The organism is Streptomyces bathyalis, assembly GCF_015910445.1.
GTDB lineage: Bacteria > Actinomycetota > Actinomycetes > Streptomycetales > Streptomycetaceae > Streptomyces > Streptomyces bathyalis.
In genome coordinates, this window is sequence record NZ_CP048882.1 from 3,458,630 (window position 1) to 3,479,740 (window position 21,111).

The 21,111-nt window shown below is 69.9% G+C and carries 20 protein-coding genes; 12 read left to right on the forward strand and 8 right to left on the reverse strand.

All coding sequences use genetic code 11. The annotated features are described in order from the left end of the window. The first annotated feature begins 44 nt into the window (after nucleotides 1–44). Nucleotides 45–1,685, forward strand: coding sequence for a glycoside hydrolase family 13 protein (locus G4Z16_RS15030; RefSeq protein ID WP_197351280.1), 1,641 nt, complete (start codon nucleotides 45–47; stop codon nucleotides 1,683–1,685). Between the two features lie 172 nt (nucleotides 1,686–1,857). Then, a complete protein-coding gene (locus G4Z16_RS15035) occupies nucleotides 1,858–3,543 on the forward strand; it encodes a glycoside hydrolase family 13 protein (RefSeq protein ID WP_197351281.1) in 1,686 nt (561 codons plus the stop codon). Between the two features lie 228 nt (nucleotides 3,544–3,771). On the opposite strand, the gene G4Z16_RS15040 is transcribed toward G4Z16_RS15035, so the two are convergent. Continuing rightward, the gene (locus G4Z16_RS15040; RefSeq protein ID WP_197351282.1) at nucleotides 3,772–4,260 is read right to left on the reverse strand and encodes a cupin domain-containing protein; all 489 of its coding nucleotides are present in this window, start codon (nucleotides 4,258–4,260) and stop codon (nucleotides 3,772–3,774) included. A gap of 212 nt (nucleotides 4,261–4,472) precedes the next feature. Between G4Z16_RS15040 and G4Z16_RS15045 the strand changes: the two genes are divergently transcribed. From G4Z16_RS15045 to G4Z16_RS15055, 3 genes are all read left to right on the forward strand, one after another. After that, nucleotides 4,473–4,835: a PadR family transcriptional regulator gene (locus G4Z16_RS15045; RefSeq protein WP_197351283.1), complete on the forward strand. Its 363-nt coding sequence runs from the start codon at nucleotides 4,473–4,475 to the stop codon at nucleotides 4,833–4,835. Next, complete coding sequence (locus G4Z16_RS15050) at nucleotides 4,832–5,908, forward strand: hypothetical protein (RefSeq protein ID WP_197351284.1); 1,077 nt, start codon at nucleotides 4,832–4,834, stop codon at nucleotides 5,906–5,908. The genes G4Z16_RS15045 and G4Z16_RS15050 overlap by 4 nt, the downstream gene beginning before the upstream one ends. Nucleotides 5,909–6,053: 145 nt before the next feature. Next, the gene (locus tag G4Z16_RS15055; RefSeq protein WP_197351285.1) at nucleotides 6,054–6,572 is read left to right on the forward strand and encodes a nucleoside/nucleotide kinase family protein; all 519 of its coding nucleotides are present in this window, start codon (nucleotides 6,054–6,056) and stop codon (nucleotides 6,570–6,572) included. An 87-nt stretch (nucleotides 6,573–6,659) separates the two neighbouring features. Here G4Z16_RS15055 and G4Z16_RS15060 read toward each other — a convergent pair whose 3' ends face one another. Next, nucleotides 6,660–7,199, reverse strand: coding sequence for a CGNR zinc finger domain-containing protein (locus G4Z16_RS15060; RefSeq protein ID WP_197351286.1), 540 nt, complete (start codon nucleotides 7,197–7,199; stop codon nucleotides 6,660–6,662). Between the two features lie 99 nt (nucleotides 7,200–7,298). On the opposite strand from G4Z16_RS15060, the gene G4Z16_RS15065 reads away from it, so the two are divergent. The 7 genes from G4Z16_RS15065 (at nucleotide 7,299) to G4Z16_RS15095 (ending at nucleotide 14,262) form a co-directional block, all read left to right on the forward strand. After that, nucleotides 7,299–8,735 carry an MFS transporter gene (locus G4Z16_RS15065; RefSeq protein WP_197351287.1) on the forward strand — a complete coding sequence of 479 codons (1,437 nt, stop codon included), beginning with the start codon at nucleotides 7,299–7,301 and terminating at the stop codon, nucleotides 8,733–8,735. Nucleotides 8,736–8,861: 126 nt separating this feature from the next. Then, nucleotides 8,862–9,476 carry a hypothetical protein gene (locus G4Z16_RS15070; RefSeq protein WP_197351288.1) on the forward strand — a complete coding sequence of 205 codons (615 nt, stop codon included), beginning with the start codon at nucleotides 8,862–8,864 and terminating at the stop codon, nucleotides 9,474–9,476. Between the two features lie 25 nt (nucleotides 9,477–9,501). Then, on the forward strand, nucleotides 9,502–10,203 hold the full coding sequence (locus G4Z16_RS15075; protein ID WP_197351289.1) for a winged helix-turn-helix domain-containing protein: 702 nt from the start codon (nucleotides 9,502–9,504) through the stop codon (nucleotides 10,201–10,203). Beyond that, nucleotides 10,200–11,198 carry a sensor histidine kinase gene (locus tag G4Z16_RS15080; RefSeq protein WP_197351290.1) on the forward strand — a complete coding sequence of 333 codons (999 nt, stop codon included), beginning with the start codon at nucleotides 10,200–10,202 and terminating at the stop codon, nucleotides 11,196–11,198. Before G4Z16_RS15075 ends, G4Z16_RS15080 begins: the two co-directional genes overlap by 4 nt. A 494-nt stretch (nucleotides 11,199–11,692) precedes the next feature. Further along, nucleotides 11,693–12,475 carry a transporter substrate-binding domain-containing protein gene (locus G4Z16_RS15085; protein WP_197351291.1) on the forward strand — a complete coding sequence of 261 codons (783 nt, stop codon included), beginning with the start codon at nucleotides 11,693–11,695 and terminating at the stop codon, nucleotides 12,473–12,475. A 91-nt stretch (nucleotides 12,476–12,566) separates the two neighbouring features. Next, complete coding sequence (locus tag G4Z16_RS15090; RefSeq protein ID WP_197351292.1) at nucleotides 12,567–13,238, forward strand: hypothetical protein; 672 nt, start codon at nucleotides 12,567–12,569, stop codon at nucleotides 13,236–13,238. Nucleotides 13,239–13,308: 70 nt separating this feature from the next. Continuing rightward, nucleotides 13,309–14,262 carry a transporter substrate-binding domain-containing protein gene (locus G4Z16_RS15095; RefSeq protein WP_197351293.1) on the forward strand — a complete coding sequence of 318 codons (954 nt, stop codon included), beginning with the start codon at nucleotides 13,309–13,311 and terminating at the stop codon, nucleotides 14,260–14,262. Nucleotides 14,263–14,412: 150 nt separating this feature from the next. On the opposite strand, the gene G4Z16_RS15100 is transcribed toward G4Z16_RS15095, so the two are convergent. The 6 genes from G4Z16_RS15100 to G4Z16_RS15125 all read right to left on the reverse strand — a co-directional run bounded on the left by G4Z16_RS15100 (nucleotide 14,413) and on the right by G4Z16_RS15125 (nucleotide 21,078). Continuing rightward, a complete protein-coding gene (locus G4Z16_RS15100) occupies nucleotides 14,413–15,435 on the reverse strand; it encodes a Gfo/Idh/MocA family protein (protein WP_197351294.1) in 1,023 nt (340 codons plus the stop codon). Next, nucleotides 15,432–16,487: a Gfo/Idh/MocA family protein gene (locus tag G4Z16_RS15105; RefSeq protein ID WP_197351295.1), complete on the reverse strand. Its 1,056-nt coding sequence runs from the start codon at nucleotides 16,485–16,487 to the stop codon at nucleotides 15,432–15,434. Before G4Z16_RS15105 ends, G4Z16_RS15100 begins: the two co-directional genes overlap by 4 nt. An 88-nt stretch (nucleotides 16,488–16,575) precedes the next feature. Then, nucleotides 16,576–17,502, reverse strand: a complete 927-nt coding sequence (locus tag G4Z16_RS15110) for a carbohydrate ABC transporter permease (protein ID WP_197351296.1) — start codon at nucleotides 17,500–17,502, stop codon at nucleotides 16,576–16,578. Then, nucleotides 17,495–18,481 carry a carbohydrate ABC transporter permease gene (locus tag G4Z16_RS15115; protein WP_197351297.1) on the reverse strand — a complete coding sequence of 329 codons (987 nt, stop codon included), beginning with the start codon at nucleotides 18,479–18,481 and terminating at the stop codon, nucleotides 17,495–17,497. Before G4Z16_RS15115 ends, G4Z16_RS15110 begins: the two co-directional genes overlap by 8 nt. Before the next feature lies 1 nt (nucleotide 18,482). Beyond that, entirely contained in the window at nucleotides 18,483–19,751 is a 1,269-nt protein-coding gene (locus G4Z16_RS15120; protein WP_197351298.1) for an ABC transporter substrate-binding protein, read from the reverse strand. Nucleotides 19,752–19,857: 106 nt separating this feature from the next. Continuing rightward, the gene (locus G4Z16_RS15125) at nucleotides 19,858–21,078 is read right to left on the reverse strand and encodes an ROK family transcriptional regulator (RefSeq protein ID WP_197351299.1); all 1,221 of its coding nucleotides are present in this window, start codon (nucleotides 21,076–21,078) and stop codon (nucleotides 19,858–19,860) included. Between the last annotated feature and the right edge of the window lie 33 nt (nucleotides 21,079–21,111).

Below are 21,111 nucleotides of genomic sequence, written 5' to 3' on the forward strand. Positions count from 1 at the left end.
ACCGGCCCTCTCCGCGGATCACTACTCGAAGGAGCCTGCACAGCATGTCAAGCACCGCACCCTGGTGGCGCAGTGCCGTCATTTACCAGGTCTATATCCGCAGCTTCGCCGACGGGAACGGCGACGGAGTCGGTGACATCGCGGGCATTCGTTCCCGCTTGCCGTATCTCAAGTCGCTGGGTGTCGACGCCATTTGGATCAACCCGTGGTACAAGTCGCCGATGGCCGACCACGGTTACGACGTCGCGGACTTCCGTGAGATCGACCCGCAGTTCGGCACCGTGGCCGAGGCCGAGGAACTCATCGAGGAGGCGCACCAGTACGGCCTCCGCGTCATCCCCGACATCGTGCCGAACCACACCTCCGACCAGCACAAGTGGTTCCGGGCCGCGCTGTCCGACCCGCCGGGCGGCCCCGAGCGGGATCGCTACATCTTCCGGGACGGGCGCGGCCCCGAAGGCGCCGAGCCGCCGAATGACTGGAGGTCGGTCTTCGGGGGGCCGGCCTGGACCCGGGTGCCCGACGGACAGTGGTATCTGCATCTGTTCGCCCCCGAGCAGCCGGACCTCAACTGGGAACACCCGGAGGTCAGGGCGGAGTTCGAGGACATCCTGCGGTTCTGGTTCAGCCGTGGAGTGGACGGGTTCCGCATCGATGTGGCGCACGGCCTGATCAAGCACCCCGAACTGCCCGATCTGCCACCCCGCGTCGACCCGGACGGCCCGCCGCCTCGGGAACGGGTGGCTCACCCGCACTGGGACCGCGACGAGGTGCACGACATATACCGCGCGTGGCGTCGGGTGGCCGATGAGTTCCCCGGCGACCGGTCGTTCGTGGCGGAAGCATGGGCGGAGACCCCGGAGCGGCTCGCCGCGTACGTACGGCGGGACGGTCTGCACACGACGTTCAACTTCGATTTCCTGATGGCCAGTTGGGGCTCCAAGCAGCTGCGGGCGGTCATCGACGACTCGCTCGCCACGCTCGGCTCGGTCGGAGCACCGGCCACCTGGGTGCTCTCCAACCACGACGTCGCGCGCCCTCCCAGCCGTTTCGGCCGCGACCAGTCGAAGAAATGGGTGGCCAACGAGCGCTTCCGGCCCGAAGGCCCCCTGGACCTCGAACTCGGAGTGCGGCGGGCCCGCGCGGCCGCCCTGCTGATGCTCTCCCTCCCCGGCGGCGCCTACATCTACCAGGGTGAGGAACTGGGCCTGCCGGAGGTCGAGGACCTGCCCGACGACGTCCTTCAGGACCCGATGTGGGAGCGATCCGAGCACACCGACCGCGGACGGGACGGCTGCCGCGTGCCCATCCCGTGGTCCGGGGAGACGGCGCCGTTCGGCTTCAGCCCCGAAGGCGCCACCGGCGAGCCCTGGCTGCCCCAGCCTGCGAACTGGAAGGAGCACAGCGTCGAGATCCAGACCGGTGACGACGCATCGATGCTGGAGCTCTACCGCAGCGCCCTGCACCTGCGCCGCGCCCATCCTGCCCTCGGCGAGGGCAGCCTGACCTGGTGGGACGCCCCCGAGGGAGTGCTCGCCTTCAACCGCGATCCGGACTTCGCGTGCGTCGTCAACTTCTCGGCCGAGCCGTATCGGCTTCCGCAGCAGCACAAGGTGCTGCTCGCGAGCCGGCAGCTCGACGACGGCTACCTGGCGCCCGACGCCGCGGTGTGGCTCGCACTGTAAGCGCCGGTTCCGTTCGGCCTCCAGGTCCAGGGCGCCCCCAACTGCGGGGCGCCCTCCAGGTCGTCGGCGGCTCTCCTTCGACGACTCCGAACGAGCCGCTGAACCACCGGGACCCCCGCCCCACCGACACCAGACCACTGATCCGCACAGGACCGTATGAGCGAGGACTCACGTGACCGACCGCACCGCATCCGCACCGCACCGCCAGGACGGCCCCGACTGGTGGCGGCAGGCCGCCGTCTACCAGATCTATCCCCGCAGCTTCGCCGACTCCGACGGTGACGGCCTGGGCGACATACCCGGCATCACCTCCCGGCTGCCCTACCTCTCCGAACTCGGGGTCGACGCCGTCTGGCTGAGCCCGTTCTACCCCTCCGCGCTGGCCGACGGCGGTTACGACGTCGCCGACTACCGCAACGTCGACCCGCGCCTGGGCACGCTGGAGGACTTCGACGCGATGGTCGCCGAGGCACACCGCTTCGGCATCAAGGTGATCATCGACATCGTGCCCAACCACACCTCCGAGGACCACGAGTGGTTCCAGCAGGCGCTGCGTGCCGAGCCCGGATCGCCGGAGCGGCAGCGCTACGTCTTCCGTCAGGGCAAGGGCGAGAACGGTGAACTGCCGCCCGCCGACTGGCAGTCCGCCTTCGGCGGCCCGGCCTGGACCCGGCTGCCCGACGGCTGGTGGTACCTGCACCTCTTCGCGCCGGAGCAGCCGGACCTCAACTGGGAGAACCCGGAGGTGCGCGAGGACTTCCGCAAGACGCTGCGCTTCTGGTCGGACCGCGGCGTGGACGGCTACCGGATCGACGTGGCCAACGCCCTGATGAAGGACCTCGAGGACCCGCTGCGCGACATGGGGCCGATCTCCTTCGACGACCAGATGGAGGACTTGGAGGACGGCAGCCACCCGTTCTGGGACCGCGACGAGGTCCACGAGATCTACCGGGACTGGCGCGAGGTCTTCAACGAGTACGACCCGCCCCGTGTCGGCATCGCCGAGGCCTGGGTGAAGAACCACCGCCTGGTGCTCTACGCACGTCCCGAGGGCCTGGGCCAGGCCTTCAACTTCGAGTATCTGAAGACAGGTTGGGACGCGCAGGAGCTGCGCCGCGTCATCGATGTCTCGCTGCGCACAGCGCAGGAGGCCGGGGCCTCGGCGACGTGGGTGCTCTCCAACCACGACGTCATCAGGCACGCTTCGCGATTCGCGCTTCCCGAGGGCACCGACACCGACGAGTGGCTGCTCAGCGGGGGCACGAAGCCGCAGGCCGACGCCGAGCGCGGACTGCGGCGGGCGCGGGCCGCCACCATGCTGGAGCTGGCGCTGCCCGGGTCCGCGTACATGTACCAGGGCGAGGAGCTGGGGCTGCCCGAGGTCGCCTCTCTCAAGGAGGAGGACCTCCAGGACCCGACGTGGATCCGCAGCTCGCACACCCGCAAGGGGCGCGACGGCTGCCGCGTACCGCTTCCGTGGACGCGCACCGGCGCCTCGTTCGGCTTCGGCGGCGAGAACCCGTGGCTGCCACAGCCCGCCGGCTTCGGCGAGCTGTCCGTGGAGGCGCAGGAGGGCCAGGAGGGCTCCACGCTGGAGCTCTACCGGGAGGCGCTGCGGCTGCGGCACAAGCTCGTCGGCACCGACGAGTCGCTGACATGGCGGGGCGATGAGGAGTCGGAGCGGGAGGGCCTGCTGCACTTCGTACGTCCCGAGGGATGGCACTGCTTGACCAACTTCGGCACGGACACGAAGCCGCTGCCCGAGGGTGAGGTCCTGCTGAGCAGCAGCCCGCTGAACGGCGACGGCATCCCCGGGGAGACGACGGTGTGGCTGCGGGACGGAGCCGGGGAGGGCTGAGGCCCGCCCGGAGCGGAGCGGCCGGCGGTCCTCGGCGAGTGCCGATGGCCAAGGGCTGAGAGCTGAGGGCTGAGAGCTGAGGGCCCACGGCCTCCGGCTGCCTGCCGGACCGCACCGGACCGGACCGGGACGAACGGCACGGCGAGTACCCCCGAACGACGGGGGACCGCCGTGCCGTTGCCGTTTCCGGTTGCGGTGCACACCGGCGGCGACGCGTTTTCTTCGTTCTCAGTGCCCGTCGACGAAGAAGCTGTCGTGCTTCACGAGGAAGTCCTCGAACTCCTTGCCACCGCGCTGCGCCATCTCCGCGACCCGCTCGAAGTACTCCTCGCGGGGTGCGCCGGGCGAGAACAGCAGGAGCATCGACGCCGGGCTGTCGGAGGAGTTCTTGAACGCGTGCAGCCCGCCGACCGGCACATACAGGAAGTCACCCTCCCGTCCGGTGGTCCAGCGCTCGCCGTCGAAGAGCTGCACCTCCCCGGACAGCACGTAGAAGGACTCCGAGATCGAACGGTGGAAGTGCGTGCTCGGCCCGGGCGAGCGCGGTCCCATGTCCGCCTTGTAGAGCCCGAACTCACCCCCGGTGCCGGCGCTCGTGGCGAGGTAGTGGGTGCTGTTGCCCGTCCCGGTCGTGATGTCTGGCTCCGTCGTGGACGGCCTGAACACCGCGGTGACCTCGCCTCCTTCGCCGAGGTACCGGGGCTCCGGATACGACATGCGGCTCTCCTTCCCGTCCGTCCCTCTCCCGTTCCCGCGATTGTGGCCACGGCGGCCGAGGTCCGGCATCGGACGCGGGGCCGGTCGGGCGTACACCTCCCGTACCGCACCTCGGGTCCGGGGCGGGCTCGGAAGACAGAGCCCCGGCGGCGGCTCATCGCGAAGACTAGTCGGGATATTGACTAGTTCCGAAAACCGTCTACTCTCAGTCCGTGACCACCGAAGCGACGAACGAGGAACCCGCCGCGTGGCTGCGCGGTGTGATCGAACTGGCGGCCGCCGCCGTGCTCGCAGAGGGCGACAACCACGGCTATGCCGTGGCGCAGCGCCTCAACGAAGCGGGCTTCGGACGGATGAAGGGCGGGGTGCTCTATCCCGTCCTGGCGCGGCTGGAGTCCGAGGGGATCCTCAGCTCGACGTGGGCAGCGGGGGAAGGCGGACCGGGCCGCAAGGTCTACTCGCTCACCGCCTCCGGCTCCCGGTGGCTGGCGGAACAGAGCACCCGGTGGGGCCGCTTCGCCGAACGCATGGACCAGTTGCTGACCACCAACGTCCAGAAGGGCCGCACCACATGAGCAGCACCACGGAAGAAGACATCGGCTGGGACGACGAGTTCACGACCGCCCTGATGCAGCGCGGCCTGGACGAGAAGACCGCCGAGGCCTGCGTGGCAGAAGCCGTCGCCCACTGCGAGGAGTCCGGAGAGAGCCTCCGGCAGGCGTTCGGCGATCCCGAGGAGTACGCGGACTCCGTCGCCACCAGCCGTATCCCCGTCTCGAAGCGTGCGCGGACGGACTACGACAACGTCACCATGGACGAGTACTGGGGCGCGCCGCTGACGATGCCGGCCTACTACTTGTTCCTGGGCGGAATCCTCGCGTGGATCGGCGCGGGGCTGTGGATCCGGGTCACGGTCGCCGGGCTCGTGGGGAGCGTCCTGCTCGGGGTCATCTGCGCCGTCCTGGGAGGGGCGCACTCCCTCCGCGCGGCCGGCCACCGGCGCGCCGCACTCGTCACGCTGTGCGTCGCGCTCGCACTCTCCGGCCCGACCGCCCTGGCCTTCTTCGAACTGCCCCACAACGGCTTGGGCCGGATACCCACTCCGACGCTCATAGCCGTGGCCCTTCTTCTCAACTGGGTCGGCGAGAGACTGGAACGCCCGCACACGGCCGAGCGCAGAGCGATCGAGGCACTCCGGCGTCGTGCGACGCGGCGCGGCTCGGCCGCCTCCGGCGCACCCGACGCCCGCGAGACCCGCCGCTGGCTCGCGCACCTCCACGGGCTGCTCCGAGGGCGGCACCACGTCAGGCGCGGCGAGGCACGGCGTCTCGTCGCCGATGCGCGGCAGCACCTGGAGGCGTCCGGCACCCGCCCGCAGGACGAGTTCGGCGACGTGGAGCGGTACGCACTGAGCCTCGTGGAGGAGGGCGGCGCGAAGCGCCCCTCCCGCCAGGAGCTCAGCCTCTACAGGCGGTGGGGCCTCTTCGGGATCGCGGTGCTGCAACTCGCGCAGACACCCTGGGTCGACATCGGGTGGAGCAAGTGGGGCTTCCTGGCCGTGGCCGTGCTGACGGGATTCGGCCTCGTCCGCCACTACCGCAACAAGTCGCGGACGCGGACGGCGGGTTCGTCCCCGGACGGTCAGTGACCGGGCGGGCCGGGGCCGGGGGACGCGCATGAGACGGGGCCCCGTATGACACGGGGCCGCGCATGACACGGGAGGGGGCCGTCTCCGCGTCTCCATCGGGCGAACGGCTGAGCGGATGCCCTCCACCGGACTAGGCTCAGCTCCCGTGATCATCTGGCTGAACGGAACATTCGGGGCGGGCAAGACCACCACCGCCGGGAAGCTGGCCGAACTCCTCCCGCAGGCACGGTTCTTCGACACCGAACAGGTCGGAGGCATGCTCGCTACCGTGCCGGACCTCCCCGAACTCGGGGACTTCCAGCACTGGCCGCCGTGGCGCCACCTCGTCGTCGAGACGGCCTCCCAACTCCTCGACTACGTGGGCGGAATCCTCGTCGTCCCCCAGACCGTCCTCGTGAAGCAGTACTGGGACGAGATCAGCACCGGCCTCGCCGAAGCCGGCATCGAGGTGCACCACTACGTGCTCCACACCGACCGCGACACCCTCGCCCACCGGATCGTCAACGACCGGCCGACGGGCCACGATTGGCGGCTGCGGCACCTCACCGACTACGAGGAGGCGCTGCCCTGGCTGCGTGACGCGGCGCAGATCGTGGACACGACGCACCGGCAGCCGAAAGACGTCGCGAAGGCGATCGCGGACGACGCGGGTGCGCTGGGCTGACCGCGGTCGGGAAACCGCAGCGGCGAGGGTGACGGCCGCATGGGAGCCGCCCCGGCGCCCGTCCGTGACCGCCCGCGTCATCCCCGGTCAGTCCTGCCGCCTCCGGTAGGCGGTCGCTGCGGCCCGGTCGTTGCACCTGTCGCAGCAGTAGCGGCGAGTGCGTGCGCGACTGCGGTCGACGAACACGCACCGGCACGGATCCGCCCGGCACACCCCTGTGCGCTTCGTGCCGTGGCGGACGAGGTGCGCGGCAAGGGCGGCGAGCAGCCGCGTGCGCATCGCGTCCATCCCCTGCTGGTCACGGCCCCAGCCCCAGCGGGCCACCCCTGAACCCTCGGCGTCCTCGACGAGCCGCGCGGGGACGACCGCGTCGCGGAGCAACGGGTCGAGCACGCTCACCGCTTCGGCGACGGTGCCCGCCGCGAAGACCGGAGCGAGCTCCGCACTCAGTTTCCCGAGCGCGGGCAGATCGTCCTCGGACAGCTCCGCGGACAGTTCGTGGCCTTCCAGCCTCCTCAGGACGTCGGCCCCGGATCTCACGTCGGTCAGGGTCCCGTCCGTGCCGGCGAGCGTGAAGGCGTTGACCAGTTCGACCGCCAGATCGAGGTCGAGCTCCGACTCCTCCATGATCACCCCGCATCAGTCTTGTTCAAGGAAATACTACTTGCTTCAATGGCATCAGTAGCTTTCTATAGATCACTACTGATGTTCGTCGAAGGAGTCCCCGTGGTGACTGCCCCTCCGCGGCAGGAGCGCCGGCCCCGCAGGCCACTGGCCCCGTGGGCGCTGACCGTGTGCGTACTGGGCGGGCAGGTCATGGCCACGCTCGACACCTCGATCGTCAACGTGGCCGGGCCGAGCGTTCAGCGGGATCTGCGACTGTCTGGCGCGGACCTGCAACTGGCCGTCTACTCCTACGTGTTGGCCTATGCGGTCGGCCTGATCATCGGTGCCCGGCTGGGCGGACGGCACGGATACGGGCGGGTGTTCGCGTGGGCGGTCGTGCTGTTCACCGTCAGCTCGCTCGCCTGCGGGCTGGCGGTCTCACCCTCGATGCTGGTCGCGGCACGCACCGTCCAGGGGCTGGGCGCCGCCCTGCTCGTACCGCAGGTCCTCTCCCTGCTTCAGATCACCTTCGAGGGCGAGAAGCGGCGCCGCGCGCTGAGCCTGTACGGCATGGTGCTCGCCATCGGTGTGGCCGCCGGGCAGGTGCTCGGCGGGCTCCTGGTCGGCGCGGACCTGTTCGGCATGGAGTGGCGGCCGGTCTTCCTGGTCAACGTTCCCGTCGGCCTCGCCGTGCTGGCCTGGTCCGCCGGACGGCTCCCCCAGGGGCCGGCATCGGGCGAGCGGCGGCTCGACCTGCCCGGAGCAGCGGTACTCGCCGGGGGCGTCCTGATGCTCGTCGTGCCCCTCACATTCGGCGCGGGGGCGGGCTGGCCCTGGTGGTGCTGGCCGTCGCTGGCCGCGGGCGCGCTCGCGCTGATGCTCTTCGGCATGTACGAGGCACGCCTGGCCAGGACGGGACGCGAGCCGCTGATCGACCCCGCGCTTCTGTCGCCGCCGGAGGTCCGGGCGGGGCTCGTGGGGATCTTCACCATGATGAGCTGCTTCGGAGGGCTGCTGTTCACCACGGCGCTGCACCTCCAGACCGTGCTGCTCTACAGTCCCCTGCGGTCCGGGCTCACCTTCGCCGCGTACTCCGCCGGATTCGCCACGGCGTCCCTGACCTGGTCCCGGCTGCCGTCCGCCTGGCATCCGCGCGTTCCCGGTGCTTCGTTCGCGGCGATGGCCCTCGCCACCGGCCTCCTTTCGCTCGCCGTCGCCGGTCAGGGCTGGCCCTGGCAGGCGACGGCGCTGCTCGTGATGGCAGGGGCCGGCCACGGGGCCGGGTTCGGCGCCCTCATGCAGCGGACTGCGGGCAGCGTCCGCACCGAACACGCCGCGGACGTCAGCGGAGTCGTGGCCACCGTCATCCAGCTCTCGATCGTCTCCGGCATCGCCGCAGCAGGAACGCTGTATCTGTGGAGCACGTCGGCAGCGACGCAACTGCCGCCCATGTCTTTGACGTTCTTGTCCGTGGCGGCGGTCCTCACCGTCGTCGGCACAGCGGTGCCCGTCTTCACGGCCCACCGGCGCCGAGGATCGGCCGGCCCGAGGGCGTGATGCCTGGCGGCGAAGCGGACGAATGCCCGGCAAGGACCTCATCAAATCCTCATGGTGGGCCTGTGAGCCTTCGTGTCCGGCGGGCGGAGAGGCCGCACGCGTGCGGTGGACGTGAGGGAGAGGGGCATGGCCGAGCAGTTCGTGGACATCACCGACGAGGAGTTCGGTCCGGAGAGCCGGATGGACACGTTGCGGCGCTGGTTCAGCGGGCCTCCCCGGTGGCTCTTCGGGACGGTGACCGGGGTGAACGCCGTGCTCACCCTGGTGGTGAACTCCGTCCCCGACGGGTTCTTCCTGCTCTGGCTGCTGACGTACAAGGTGTGGCTGGGACTCGTCCTCGCCTTCGCCGCCCGTCTCGCCCTCACGCTGGCGACGGACGGCGGTCTGCGCGGGGTCCTGCGCGACTGGGCCCGGTGGGCGGCCGTGCCGGCGGTCGCGACCGTCGCGGTGGTCCTGGTGAGCACCGGGGCGCCGTTGCGTGCCGGACTCCACCTCGCCAAACCGACGATGACCGAGTTCGCCACTGACCGGGACGCCCGGGAGCCCGCCTGGATCGGACCGTACCCCGTGGAGCGGGCCGAGCGTCTCGACGGCGGAGGGGCGCGGTTCCTGATCAAGTACGCCGGTTTCCTTGACGGTTCGGGCTTCGTCTACAACCCCGGCGGGCCGCCTCCGCGGATCGGTGAGGACTTCTACGAGCATCTTCACGGGCCGTGGTACGCCTGGGACGAGAGCTGGTGACGGCCGCGGCCCGAGGGTGCGAGTCATGAGGATTCTTCTGCTCGAGGACGACCGGGACCTGGCCGGTGCCGTCCGTGACGCCCTGAAGCGTTCGGGATTCGCCGTGGACACGGTGGAGACGCTGGCCGCCGCGGACGAGACCCTCTCCGTCAACAGCTATGACGCGGCCGTCTTCGACCGGTTGGTGCGCGACGGGGACTCCGTCGATCTGGTCCGCCGGTACCGGGAGTGCGGCTGGCTGCTGCCGGTGCTCTTCCTGACTGCCCGCGACGGGCTCGCCGACCGCGTCGAGGGGTTCGACGCCGGGGGCGACGACTACCTGGTCAAGCCGTTCGCGGTGCCCGAACTCGTGGTGCGGGTGCGCAGCCTGTGCCGGCGGGCGGGCACCATGCGGGCGGCGGTGGTGACCATCGGGGACGTGACGGTCGACTCGGCCCGGCACGAGGTGTTCCGGGCGGGCGTCCAACTCACCCTCACCCCGAAGGAGTTCGCCGTCCTCGAAGTGCTCGCCGCGAGCCAGGGCGTCGCGGTCAGCCGCGCGGACCTCGTCGAGCACTGCTGGGACGAGATGGCCGACCCGGTCTCCAACGTCGTGGACGTGGTGGTCGCGCAGCTGCGCCGCAAGCTGGGCGAGCCGGCGGTGGTGCGCACGGTGCGGGGCGTCGGCTACCGGCTGGACGCGGCGGAGGAGAGTCCGTCAGGCCCCGCGGCGCGAGGCCTGACGTGAAGGGCGGGCGGGGACCGGGGCCCGCGCCGATTCCGCCGCAACGCTCGCTGCGCCGGCTGCGCTGGTCGCTGACCGTGTGGTTCACCCTCGTCCTCGCGGTGGTGCTCACGGTGACGGTGGTGGCCGTCTCCGCCGTGGCCGCACCGGGCTATGCGTCGAGATCTGGCGGAGGGGGCGCCGAACTGGGCTGGTCCCTCGCCGTGTTGGGCGGGCTGGCGGTGGCGCTCTTCGCACCGGTCGCCTGGATACTGCTCGGGTACGTGCTGGCGCCGGTGTCGCATTCGCTGAGCGCACAGGAGTCCTTCCTCGGAACCGCCGCCCACGACCTGAAGACGCCCCTGGCCACCCTTGGCGCGCTCCTGGAGACCGCCCGCCGCGACCCCGACGCGGACGCACGCGACGACGCGCTGGAGCGGGCCGCCCGACTCGCGCACCGCAGCGGCGACACGATGGAGGACCTGCTGCTGCGAGCCCGGCTGACCGCCGGTGTGATCGAGGCGAGCCGCCGTCCCGTGCGTCTCGATCTGCTTGTCGAGCGCGTCATCGCCGACCTGGCGGGCACGGAACTGGCGGGCACGGAACTGGCGGGCACCGGGCCCGGATCCGGCACGGACGACGGGGGGACCACGCGGCTGTCGGTCGACCTGGACGGTCACAGCATCACGATGAGAGCGACGCCCACGGTCGCCTTGATCGATCCTGCCCTGGCGGAGCGGGCCGCCTCCAACCTCGTCCACAACGCGCTGCGGCACGGGCACTTGCCCGGCCGCCCGGCCCGGATCGAGGTGACCGTGGAGGCGGACGGCGACCGCGCCCTGATCACGGTCGGCGACGAGGGGCCGGGGCTTCGGCCACCCGTTGCCCGTACGGGGCTCGGCCTGTCGGTCGTCCGATGGTGCGTCCACGCCCACGGCGGCGCGCTGCTTCTGGGGACGGGCCCCGAGCCGGGCACGCGAATCCGGCTCTCCCTTCCGTTGAACGGATGCAGCCGTTGAACGGATAGCAGCCGTTGAGCGGATGCGGCACCTGAACGGCTGCGGCACCTGAACGGATAGCAGCCGGACGCCGGGCCGTCGGCGGAAGCGGCACGTCCATGCAACTGCGCCGCCACAGAACAGTAACTCCCATAGCGCGCAACATTGTTGATGCGATTCCAACGGCGCACTGTGGCATTCTTGGCGCCTGCACTCGCGCCCCCCACGCCGTGACCCCGAGCGCCGTTTCACGCTGCCCTCCCCCTCTGCAAGGAGGGGGCTCCGTACGAGCGCCCTTTCGTCACTCCTGCATCACACCGCACCACGGTTCTTTCACTGCGATCACGGAGGAGAGTCCCAGGATGATCGGAACTCGGCGATTAGGACTTCAGGCTGTCATATGCCTGTGCGCTCTGGGCACGCTCGCCGCCGCCTGTGGAAGTCCGGAAGAGCAAGGGAAACAGGGTGGGGGCGAGCCTTCTCAAGCTGCTGAATCCCTCTTCGATCAGCCGTCCGTGAAGATCGAGGTGATGAAGGGACTTCCCGGCTTCAGCACACGCAGCAGCTCGGAGTACGAGTACGCGGGCTTCGACATCGCCCTGTCCGACTTCCTCGCCAGCCGACTGGACTTCGAGAAGTACGCTCACGACGTCCCGGCCGGCGAACGCGAGCAGAGACTGATCGACCACGACGCCGATCTCGCCATCGCGACCTATACGGTCACCGACGCCCGTGACGAGAAGATCGACTTCACCGCCCCCTACCTCAAGACCTATCAGGGAGTCCTCGTCGGCAAGGACAACACCGACATCAACAAGGTGGCGGACCTGGAGGACAAGCGCGTGTGCAGCGCCGAGGGCTCGACGACCGATCCGAACGCCGCCAGGAAAAAGGACCAGTTGAAGGAGGCGCTCGGCGCCGAGGCCAAGATCGGGCTGCGCAAGGACTACAAGACGTGCGTCAAGGAACTGCGGAGCGGGAACTTCGAGGCCGTGTGGACGGACAAGGTACTGCTGGAAGGATTCGCGCAGACCTCCCCGTACAGCGAAGACGTGAAGCTCGTCAATGGCATCACCATCGAGAACCGTCAGTTCTACGCGATAGGCATCAGGGAGGGTCACGAACAGGACTGCCGGAAGATCAACGACAAACTGGAGGACTTCCTCCACGAGAGCTGGCGCGAGACCTTCCGTAACTACTTCCCGGGGATCGCCGGGGACCAGACCTTCGAGCAGCAGTACAAGCCCACGGAACGTGAGTTCAAGGCGTACAGAAAACAATCCTGCGGCAAGGACTGAACGTGGCCCGGAACAGCCTCAGCAGAGGTGACGCGACAACGGCTCGGGCCAGTGCTACGACGCCATGGGATTTTCGTTCTCGGGGGCTCGCATGACCGCGCAGGGACCAGGAAGTCCTGGCAGCGAAAGACCGCCCGGACCGGAGAGCACGCGCCAACTGTGGACGCTGTTCCTCGTGTACCTGACGCCGTTCGCCCTTGCCGCGGTCGTGGTGCTCTGGGCAGCCTTCGCAGGCCACGACTTCGGCGCCATGGCCACCGTCGTCGCTGCGCTCGTCACCGTCCTGCCCGCCATGGAGTGGGTGGGCCGCCGGGACGACCGTATCCAGGTGACCCGGAACAGGCAGATCTTCCTCGCCGCCCTGGGCGTCGCCGTCACAGGAGCCGCTGTGACGGCGTTCGCGCTCTCGACGGCGTCGGAGGACGTCACAGGGCGCTCGCACCTGCTGCATGCGAAAGACATGAACGACGGAGCGACGGCGCAGCTGAACGTCGACGCCGAACCATCGAACGGCAAACTCGAGTTGACGCTCTCGGCCGAGGACAACGCCGACGGTGCCGGTACTTCCTGCGTGCCCACGAGCCGACTCCGCTTCCACGGCACCGACCTCGCCGGGGAGAGCACCGTCGATCTGGATGACGTGGTGACGAAGACCCTGCCTGTTCGCGCGAACGGACCGCGGGTGCGACTGACGATCACCTTGGAGAGCGGCAGCGGCCTCTGCCAAGTCGATCTCACGCTCAAGAGCGTCAACTACCCCTGACCGCCTGCCGATTCCGCGCCCAGCCGTAAAGGCCGTACCCACCGAAGCCCGCCACAAGGAGACAGCCGAAATGAACCGCCGCTCCCGGCACTTACGCCTCAAGCTCGTCGCCCTGCTGACAACTGCCGGGCTGTGCGCATGCACCGGCTCCGGGACGTCGAACGGCTCCGACGGCGAGGCATCAGGACGCAATCCGAACTCGGGAAGCCAGAAGTCCCTGTTCGCGGACAGCCCCGTCACCGTCCTCGTGAAGAGCGACCAACCCGGCTTCAGCACGCCCTCGGGCGGCGAGAGCTACACGGGATTCGACGTCGCGCTCACGCACTTCCTCGCCAGGGAGATCGGTTTCAAGGAGAGGCTGCGCAGTGTGCCCGGCGGCGAGCGGGAGCAGAGCCTGAGCAGGGGCCTCGGTGACCTCGCCATCGCGACGTACACGATCACCGAAGCACGTGACGAGAAGATCGACTTCACCGCGCCCTATCTCAAGACCTACCAGGGAGTCCTCGTCCGCAAGGACAACACCGACATCAAGAAGCTCGACGACGTCGCCGGAAAGCGGGTGTGCACCGCGACCGGAACGACCTCCGATCCGGGCAGCGCCCCCGGGCGCGGCGAGCGGGAGCAGATCGTCGACGCGATCGGACGGGACGCGGTAATCAAGCTGCGCAAGGACTACGACTCCTGCGTGAGCGCGCTCAGGACCGGAGTCGTCGACGCCGTCTGGACGGACAAGGTGCTCCTCGAAGGCATCGCGGAGGCGGACGGCGGCCACGATGTGAAGGTGGTGGAGGACATCGCCATCGAGAGCCGCCAGTTCTACGGCATCGGCCTCCCGGAAGGCCACGAGCGGGACTGCAGACGTATCAACGCCAGGCTGAAGAAGTTTCTCCGGCAGACATGGCGTGACACCTTCACGGATCACTTCCCGCGTATCGCCGCCGGCGGCCCGGGGTTCGAGCAGCAGTACAAGCCCACGGAACGCGAATTCAAGGCGTACGAGGCCAAGTCGTGCGGCGGCGCGTAGCCGGGGAGCCGAAGCCGGCGGAATCGGCTCCCCGGTCAGTGGCCCGTACGCAACGCGAACCGCCCTGCCGGGCCCGGAAGTTCACCGGGCCCGGCATCTGGACACACGACGGTGAGGCCGCCGCGGCGCGGTAGCCGGGGCCGTCCCCGCTCAGCCCTCCAGCCGCACCGGCTGCCCCGAGCGTGCCGAGGCGTAGCCCGCCAGGGCGATGCGCAGCGAGCGGAGCCCGGCCTCTCCGTCGGCGACCTGGACCGCGGAGTCGTCCCGCGTGCCGTGGAGGAACGCCCGGACCATCGCATCGTCGAGGTCGCTCCCCCACGGCAGCAGCACGCCCTCGCGGCGCGACTCGTCGAAGCCGGAGACGACCTGGCCGAAGGCGTCCATCTCCACCGTGGCCCGCTCGCCCACGAGTTGGAGTTCGAGACCGCCCCAGGTGGGGTGGTGGTCGGGATGGCTCCAGCTGCAGTCGATGGTGGCGACGGCGCCGTTGTCGTAGCGGACCGTCACGAGTCCGGCGGTCTCCACCCCGACGCCGTCGGCCTCGTACATGAGGTTGTTCGTCTGCGCGTAGACCTCTTCGGCGCGTGCGTCGCCGAACAGGTCGTCCAGGAGGTCGGCGATGTGCACGGTGTGGTCCATCAGGGCGCCGCCGCCGGCGAGCCGGGGATCGGTGAACCAGGCGCGGGCGTCCGCCGGTAGCCGTCCGTTGTTCGCCCCGGCGACGGTCAGCACCCGGCCTGTGCCGCCGCCGCGCACCGCCTCCCGCAGCGCCGCGTAGGCGGGGCTGAAGCGCACGGGGTAGGCGACGCCGAGCCGTACGCCTGCCTCACGGCAGGCCGCGACCATCGCCTCGCCGTCCTCCACGGTGGTGGCCAGCGGCTTCTCGCAGAGCACGTCCACGCCGTGCTTCGCGGCGAGTTCGACGAGCGGCCGGTGCCGGGAGTTCTCGGCGGCGACGACGACCGCGTCCGGCCCCCAGTCGAACACCTCCTGGTAGGTGCCGGCGTAAGGGACCCCGAGCCGCTCGGCCAGCGCGCTGCCGCGCACCTCGCCCGCGGGTGCCGACCCGCCGTCCGGGTCGCTGGTGAGGACCTCGACGCCGTCCATTCCGCGGAGCAGCTTCGCGTAGCCCGCCGCGTGTACGTGGGCGAACGAGAGCACGCCGACCTTCATCGGGCCACCTCCCTGGTCTCCTGCGCCCCTTGGGCTCCGGCGGCCCCGTCGTTGCCGCTGCCGGTGTCGACCGCCCGTCCCGTGCGCGCCGATTCGGCCGCGGCGAGGGCGATGCGTACCGCGGCCAGTCCGTCCAGTGCGGTCACCCGCGGGGCCGGGCCGCCCCGGACCGCTTCCGCGAACTCGCGCAGCTCGGTGAGGAAGGGGCTCTCGGTGAGGTTCGTCGCGGGGATGCCCTCGCCGTCGGCGGCTCCGCCCTGCGAGATCACGCGGAACGCCTTGGTCCGCGCGGAGTCGTGCTGGAGCACCCCGCCTCGTCCGGCGATGCGGAAGGTCGTGCGGAACTGGGAGTCGGGCAGACCCCATACGCCGTGCACGTGGCTGATCGCGCCCGACGCGTGGGTCAGCACCGCGGTGGCCGAGGCGACGCAGCCCGCCGGGGCGGGTGCCTCCTGGTGTCCCCGCACATGGGCGTACACCCGGGTCACCTCACCCGCCAGCAGCCGCGCGAAGTCGAAGTCGTGGATCATCTGGTCCACGAGCAGACCGCCGGAGAGCGACGGGTCGGCGAACCACGGCGACCAGACCGGGTAGGTGCCCGTCCGCGTGAAGCGCAGTACCGCAGGCTCCCCGACCGCACCGCCGGCTACGGCCTTCGCCATGGCCGCGTACTCGGGGAAGTACCGCACCACATGTGCCGGGAAGAGCAGGACGCCCGCCCGCTCGGCCTCCGCGATCATCTCCTCGACGTCCTCCGCGGTGAGCGCGAGCGGCTTCTCACAGGCGACGTGACGTCCGGCGCGCAGAGCCGCGAGGGCGACCTCCCGATGGGTGTGGGTGGGGGTGCAGACGTCGACCGCCTCGGCCACCTCCAGGAGTTCAGCGAGGCTGCTCGCCGCCCGCACGCCCTGCTGCGCGTACTGCGCGGCGAGTCTCCCTCCGCTGTCGTCGGGGGTGAACACGGTGACCCGTGCTCCCAGCTCGAGCCACGCGGGCAGATGGGCGCGGGCGATGCCGCCCGCGCCGATGAGCCCCACTGCGAGTTCCGGCATAGGGGAGTGACTGCCTTCCTTTGTCGGGGGTGCGGATGCGAGGTGACGGGCCGAGGGGCGGTGCCGGCGGGTCCTGGGGCCCGGCGGTTCAGCCCTTCGAACCGCTAAGCGCGATTCCCTGGACGAAGTGGCGCTGGAGCAGCACGTAGAGGAGCAGCATCGGGAGGCTGGCGATGACCGAACCAGCCATCATGACCGGGTAGTTGGTCATGAACTGCCCCTCCAGGGAGATCAGTCCGGCACTGACCGGCGCCTTCGCCGGGTCGGTGTTGACCACCAGCGGCCACAGCAGGTCGTTCCACGACCACATCGCCGTGATGACGGCGAGAGCCGCGAGCGCCGGCCGTACGAGCGGGAGCATGATGCTCCAGAAGATCCGGAAGGGCCCGGCCCCGTCGATGCGGGCGGCCTCCTCCAGCTCCCTCGGCAGCGCGAGGAAGAACTGCCGCAGCAGGAACGTGCCGAACGCGCTGAACATGCCGGGCAGGAAGAGCGCGGGGACGCTGTTGAGCAGCCCCAGCTTCATCATGATCTCGTGCTGGGGGAGCACGAGAAGCTGCGGCGGCACCATCAGCACCGACAGGAAGACCGCGAACAGCAGGTTCCTGCCGCGGAATTGGAGCCGCGCGAAGGCGTAGGCCGCGAGCGAGCAGAAGACCAGCTGCCCGAGTGTCCTGCCGGCCGTGTTCAGAAGGCTGTTGGTGAGCATCTCCGCGAACGGCACGGCGGTGAAGACCTGTTCGAACGCCGCCCAGTTCCACGCCTCGGGCAGGATCGTCGGAGGCACGCGTACCGCCTCCGGCATGGTCTTGAACGCGGTCAGCAGCTGCCACAGGAACGGGAAGATCATGGCGAGCGCACCCAGCGAAAGGACCGCGTGGGTGGCGACGGATGCCGGGTCGAACCTCCGGCCGCGCGCCGGGCGCCCGGATGCCGCAGCCGCGGGGGCCGCCGGGTCGCGTGTCGTCGCCACTGCCGCCGCGGCGGCCGGTGTCACGGGGGCCGGTTCAGGCATAGTGCACCCACCTCTTCTGGAACCGGAACTGCAGGTAAGTGAGCGCCGCTATCAGCAGCATGAGGAGGAAGGCGAGGGCCGCGGCCGCGCCCTGGGAGTTCTCGTCGAAGGCCCATTTGAAGAAGAGCGTCACGATGGACTGCGTCTCCCCGAGCGCCGGGTTCTCGGGGCTCATCATCACGAAGATCAGGTCGAACTGCTGGAGCGAGTTGATCACGCAGATCACCGAGGCGAAGAAGATGCTCGGGCTCAGCAGCGGCAGCGTGATGCGGAAGAAGCGGCGCAGGGGCCCGGCGCCGTCGATCTCGGCTGCCTCGTAGTAGTCGCGCGGTATGGCCTTCACGCCCGCGGTGAAAATGATCAGGTAGTAGCCGATGTGGGACCAGATCATCACGATGCCGATCGCGTACACGGCGGTCGAGGGGTCGGAGACCCAGTACCGCCCGTCGACGCCGATCCACGACAGCGCCTCGTTGACCATGCCGAAGTCGCCGTTGTAGAGCCAGTTCCAGACCAGGCCCACGGCCGCGGGGAGCGTCACGAACGGCATGAAGTACAGCGCCCGGTAGACGGGTACGCCCCGTAGCCCGCGCCGGTTCATCAGCTCGGCCAGCACGATGGCGACGGGCAGCGTCATCAGCCCCATCACCATGTACAGCACGGTGTTGCCCAGCGCCCTGCCGACGGTGACGTCCCGCACCACGCGCTCGTAGTTCTCGCCGCCCACCCACGAGTTGCCGCCGAAGGCACCGAACGAGGTGAAGCTGAACCAGAACGTCTCCAGCAGCGGCCAGATGTAGAAGACGAGGAAGCCCAGCGCGATGGGCGCGATGAAGAGGTACGCGGCACGCTGCGACCGCCGGCCGCCCTTGGCGCCGGCGCCCGCGCCGCCCGCCGGTGAACGGCCGTCGCCGCGACCGCTGTTGCGGAGGCGCCGTTCGGCCTGCTGCGCCCCGGCCGTGGAGGGAAAGACAGCCATGTCACTTCTCCTGTTCCAGGGCGAGGTCCATCTGCCGGCCCAGGGTGCGCGAGGCGTCCTCGATGCCGCCCTTGCCGGTGAACGGGCCTCCCAGCAGCTGCGGTTGGAGGTTCTCCCACACCGTCGTGTACTTCGAGGCCGGGTAGGGGACGGCGTAGTCGAGCATGTCGGTGAAGACCTTCAGGTCGAACTCCGGCATCGACTTCACCCAGGCGTCCTGCGTGCCTTCGTACGAGGAGATCGTCACGCCCTCGCGCGCCTGGATCTCGGCGGCCTTCCGCGAGCCGAGGAACCTCACGAACTCCCACGCCGCCTCGGTGTTGGGGCTCTTTCCGGAAATGGCGTTGGCCAGGCCGTGGATGGTGGTCCCGCGTTCGCGTCCCTTCGGCAGCACGGCGACAGCGCCGTGGTCCTTGATCGCGGGCTCCGCGTACATCTGCGAGGCCATCGCGGAGAGGTCGTAGTTCATCGCGACCTTCTCCGACAGATACAGCTGTCGGCCCCTCGTGTCGGTCATCGCGCTCTGCGAGGGCGAGTGGCCGCGGTCGATCAGGTCGGTCCAGAAGCGCAGTCCGTCGATGGTCCGCGGGTCGCCGAAGCCGGACCGCCCGTCGCGGATGACGTAACCCCCGGCCTGGGCAATGGAGTTGTAGTAGGTGTACTGCCTGCTCATCTCGGCGGCGATGCCATGCACACCCGCACGCGGGTCGGTCAGCTCTGCCGCCGCGTCCCGGACCGTGTCCCAGGTCCAGCTCTCGTCCGGGTACTTGATGCCGGCCTTGTCGAAGAGCTCCTTGTTGTACCAGAGTCCGATCGTGTCGAAGTCCTTCGGCATCGCGTAGCGAGTGCGCTCGTAGGTGTACATCCGCAGCAGCTCCTCCGGATGAACGCCCATGTCGAACCCGTCGCGTTCGATGAAGGGATCCAGCGGCTCCAGAACGCCCTCCGAGGCGTACAGCTGGAGATTCACCGCGTTCATCCAGAACACGTCCGGTGCGGAGCCGCCGCGCATGGCGGTCTTGAGGGTCGTCCAGTACGAGGTGAAAGGCGTGACCTGGATGCTGACGGAGATCTTCGGGTGCTCCGCCTCGAATGCCTTGATGATCTTCTCCATGCCGGCGACCTGGAGCTGGTCCCACATCCCGTACGAGATGGTGGTGCGGCCGCCGGAGGTGCGCGCGGACGCACCTCCCGCGGAACAGCCCGTGGCCGCGCCGGCGGCGACCGGCGTTGCGGCCAGCGCTCCGGCGAGCAGTGTTCTCCTTCGCATCGGGGACTCCCGGGGACGGTGTGGGCACGGGGAGGGTGAGGGGCGGGGTCCGGACGAGGTGTCCGGAGCTGATTCGTGAACGGCAGGCGGTCCGGGCGAACTTGGCTCAGCGGATCGTGGACGGCGGCACGGAGGGCAGAGGTCCGGTGGCGTCGGAGAGCAGGGCTTCGACGCTGTCGAGCGCCTTGCGCACGGCGCCGAGCGCCACGCCCTGCTCGCCCAGCGTGCTGACGGTGATGCGCGGCACGTGCAAGGGAACGTCCAGCGCGACGTCCCGCAGATGCTGAGTGAGCAGCGGGGTCAGCGCCTCCCCGACGGGGGTCATCCCGCCGGAGAGAACGACGAGTTCGGGATCGACGGCGAGGAGAAGCGCCCCGATCCCGGGTGCGAGCCGGGCCGCGTAGCGGTCGAGGACTTCGAGCGCGTCCGGGTCCCGCTCGCCGGCGGCGCGGGCCAGCGCCGCGACGTCAGACTCTTCCCCTGCCTCCGGCGGGGAGACCCCGACCCCTGCCTTTGCCGAAGAGACGGCATTGCGGCGCTCGCCCCGCCAGGACAGTGCCTTGTGGGCATGTGCGAGTCCGAGTCCGCGGTGCAGCCCGAGTTCACCGGCCCAGCCGCGGTGACCGCGGTGGAGCCGGCCGCCGAGCAGCACGCCGCACGACGAGCGGTGGCCGATCAGCAGACACACGACGTCGTCGGCGAGTTGGGCGGCGCCCTGCCAGTGTTCGGCGAGGGTGGCCAGGTTGACGTCGTTCTCGGCGAGTATCCGGCAGGGGAAGGATTCGCCGAGCCTGCGCGCCAGTTCGAAGTCCGACCACTCCGGCACGATCACCGAAGTGATGCGGCCCGTCTCGCCGACGACTCCCGGCACCCCGACGCACAGGGCCCAGAGTTCGTCCGGGTGCACCTTCTGCTCGTCGAGGAAGCGTGCGACGCGGGCACGGAGGAAGGCGAGGCGTTCCGCACCGCCCATGTCCGGGTCCATCTCCTCGCGTTCGCTCGCCATGATGTCGCCGGCCAGGTCGGAGAGCAGCAGCACGATCTTGTGCAGCCCGATGTCGACGCCGACGACCCGTCCCGCCTCGCCCCGGAACCGGAAGCGCCGGGCCGGACGGCCGGAGCGTCCCGCCACAGGGTCGGACGCCTCGGTGAGCCAGCCCTGCGCAGTCAGCTCCTCGACGACCTGGTCGACGGTGGGACGCGACAGCCCGGTGGCGGCGGCGAGTTGGCTGAGCGACTGCGGACGGCCCGGCCCCTGGGAGCGCAGGAAACGCAGCACGGCGATCGTGTTCAACCGCCGCAGAGCGGCCAGGTCGTGGCCTCGCATCCCGTGCACCTCCTCCGCCCGAGCAGGGTCCGG

Coding starts and splice junctions, on each gene's coding strand:
- G4Z16_RS15090 (WP_197351292.1), top strand. CDS start 12,567: ATGACCGCGCAGGGACCAGGAAGTCCTGGCAGCGAAAGACCGCCCGGA.
- G4Z16_RS15120 (WP_197351298.1), bottom strand. CDS start 19,751: ATGCGAAGGAGAACACTGCTCGCCGGAGCGCTGGCCGCAACGCCGGTC.
- G4Z16_RS15100 (WP_197351294.1), bottom strand. CDS start 15,435: ATGAAGGTCGGCGTGCTCTCGTTCGCCCACGTACACGCGGCGGGCTAC.
- G4Z16_RS15110 (WP_197351296.1), bottom strand. CDS start 17,502: ATGCCTGAACCGGCCCCCGTGACACCGGCCGCCGCGGCGGCAGTGGCG.
- G4Z16_RS15040 (WP_197351282.1), bottom strand. CDS start 4,260: ATGTCGTATCCGGAGCCCCGGTACCTCGGCGAAGGAGGCGAGGTCACC.
- G4Z16_RS15095 (WP_197351293.1), top strand. CDS start 13,309: ATGAACCGCCGCTCCCGGCACTTACGCCTCAAGCTCGTCGCCCTGCTG.
- G4Z16_RS15115 (WP_197351297.1), bottom strand. CDS start 18,481: ATGGCTGTCTTTCCCTCCACGGCCGGGGCGCAGCAGGCCGAACGGCGC.
- G4Z16_RS15060 (WP_197351286.1), bottom strand. CDS start 7,199: ATGGAGGAGTCGGAGCTCGACCTCGATCTGGCGGTCGAACTGGTCAAC.
- G4Z16_RS15050 (WP_197351284.1), top strand. CDS start 4,832: ATGAGCAGCACCACGGAAGAAGACATCGGCTGGGACGACGAGTTCACG.
- G4Z16_RS15070 (WP_197351288.1), top strand. CDS start 8,862: ATGGCCGAGCAGTTCGTGGACATCACCGACGAGGAGTTCGGTCCGGAG.
- G4Z16_RS15030 (WP_197351280.1), top strand. CDS start 45: ATGTCAAGCACCGCACCCTGGTGGCGCAGTGCCGTCATTTACCAGGTC.
- G4Z16_RS15105 (WP_197351295.1), bottom strand. CDS start 16,487: ATGCCGGAACTCGCAGTGGGGCTCATCGGCGCGGGCGGCATCGCCCGC.
- G4Z16_RS15075 (WP_197351289.1), top strand. CDS start 9,502: ATGAGGATTCTTCTGCTCGAGGACGACCGGGACCTGGCCGGTGCCGTC.
- G4Z16_RS15125 (WP_197351299.1), bottom strand. CDS start 21,078: ATGCGAGGCCACGACCTGGCCGCTCTGCGGCGGTTGAACACGATCGCC.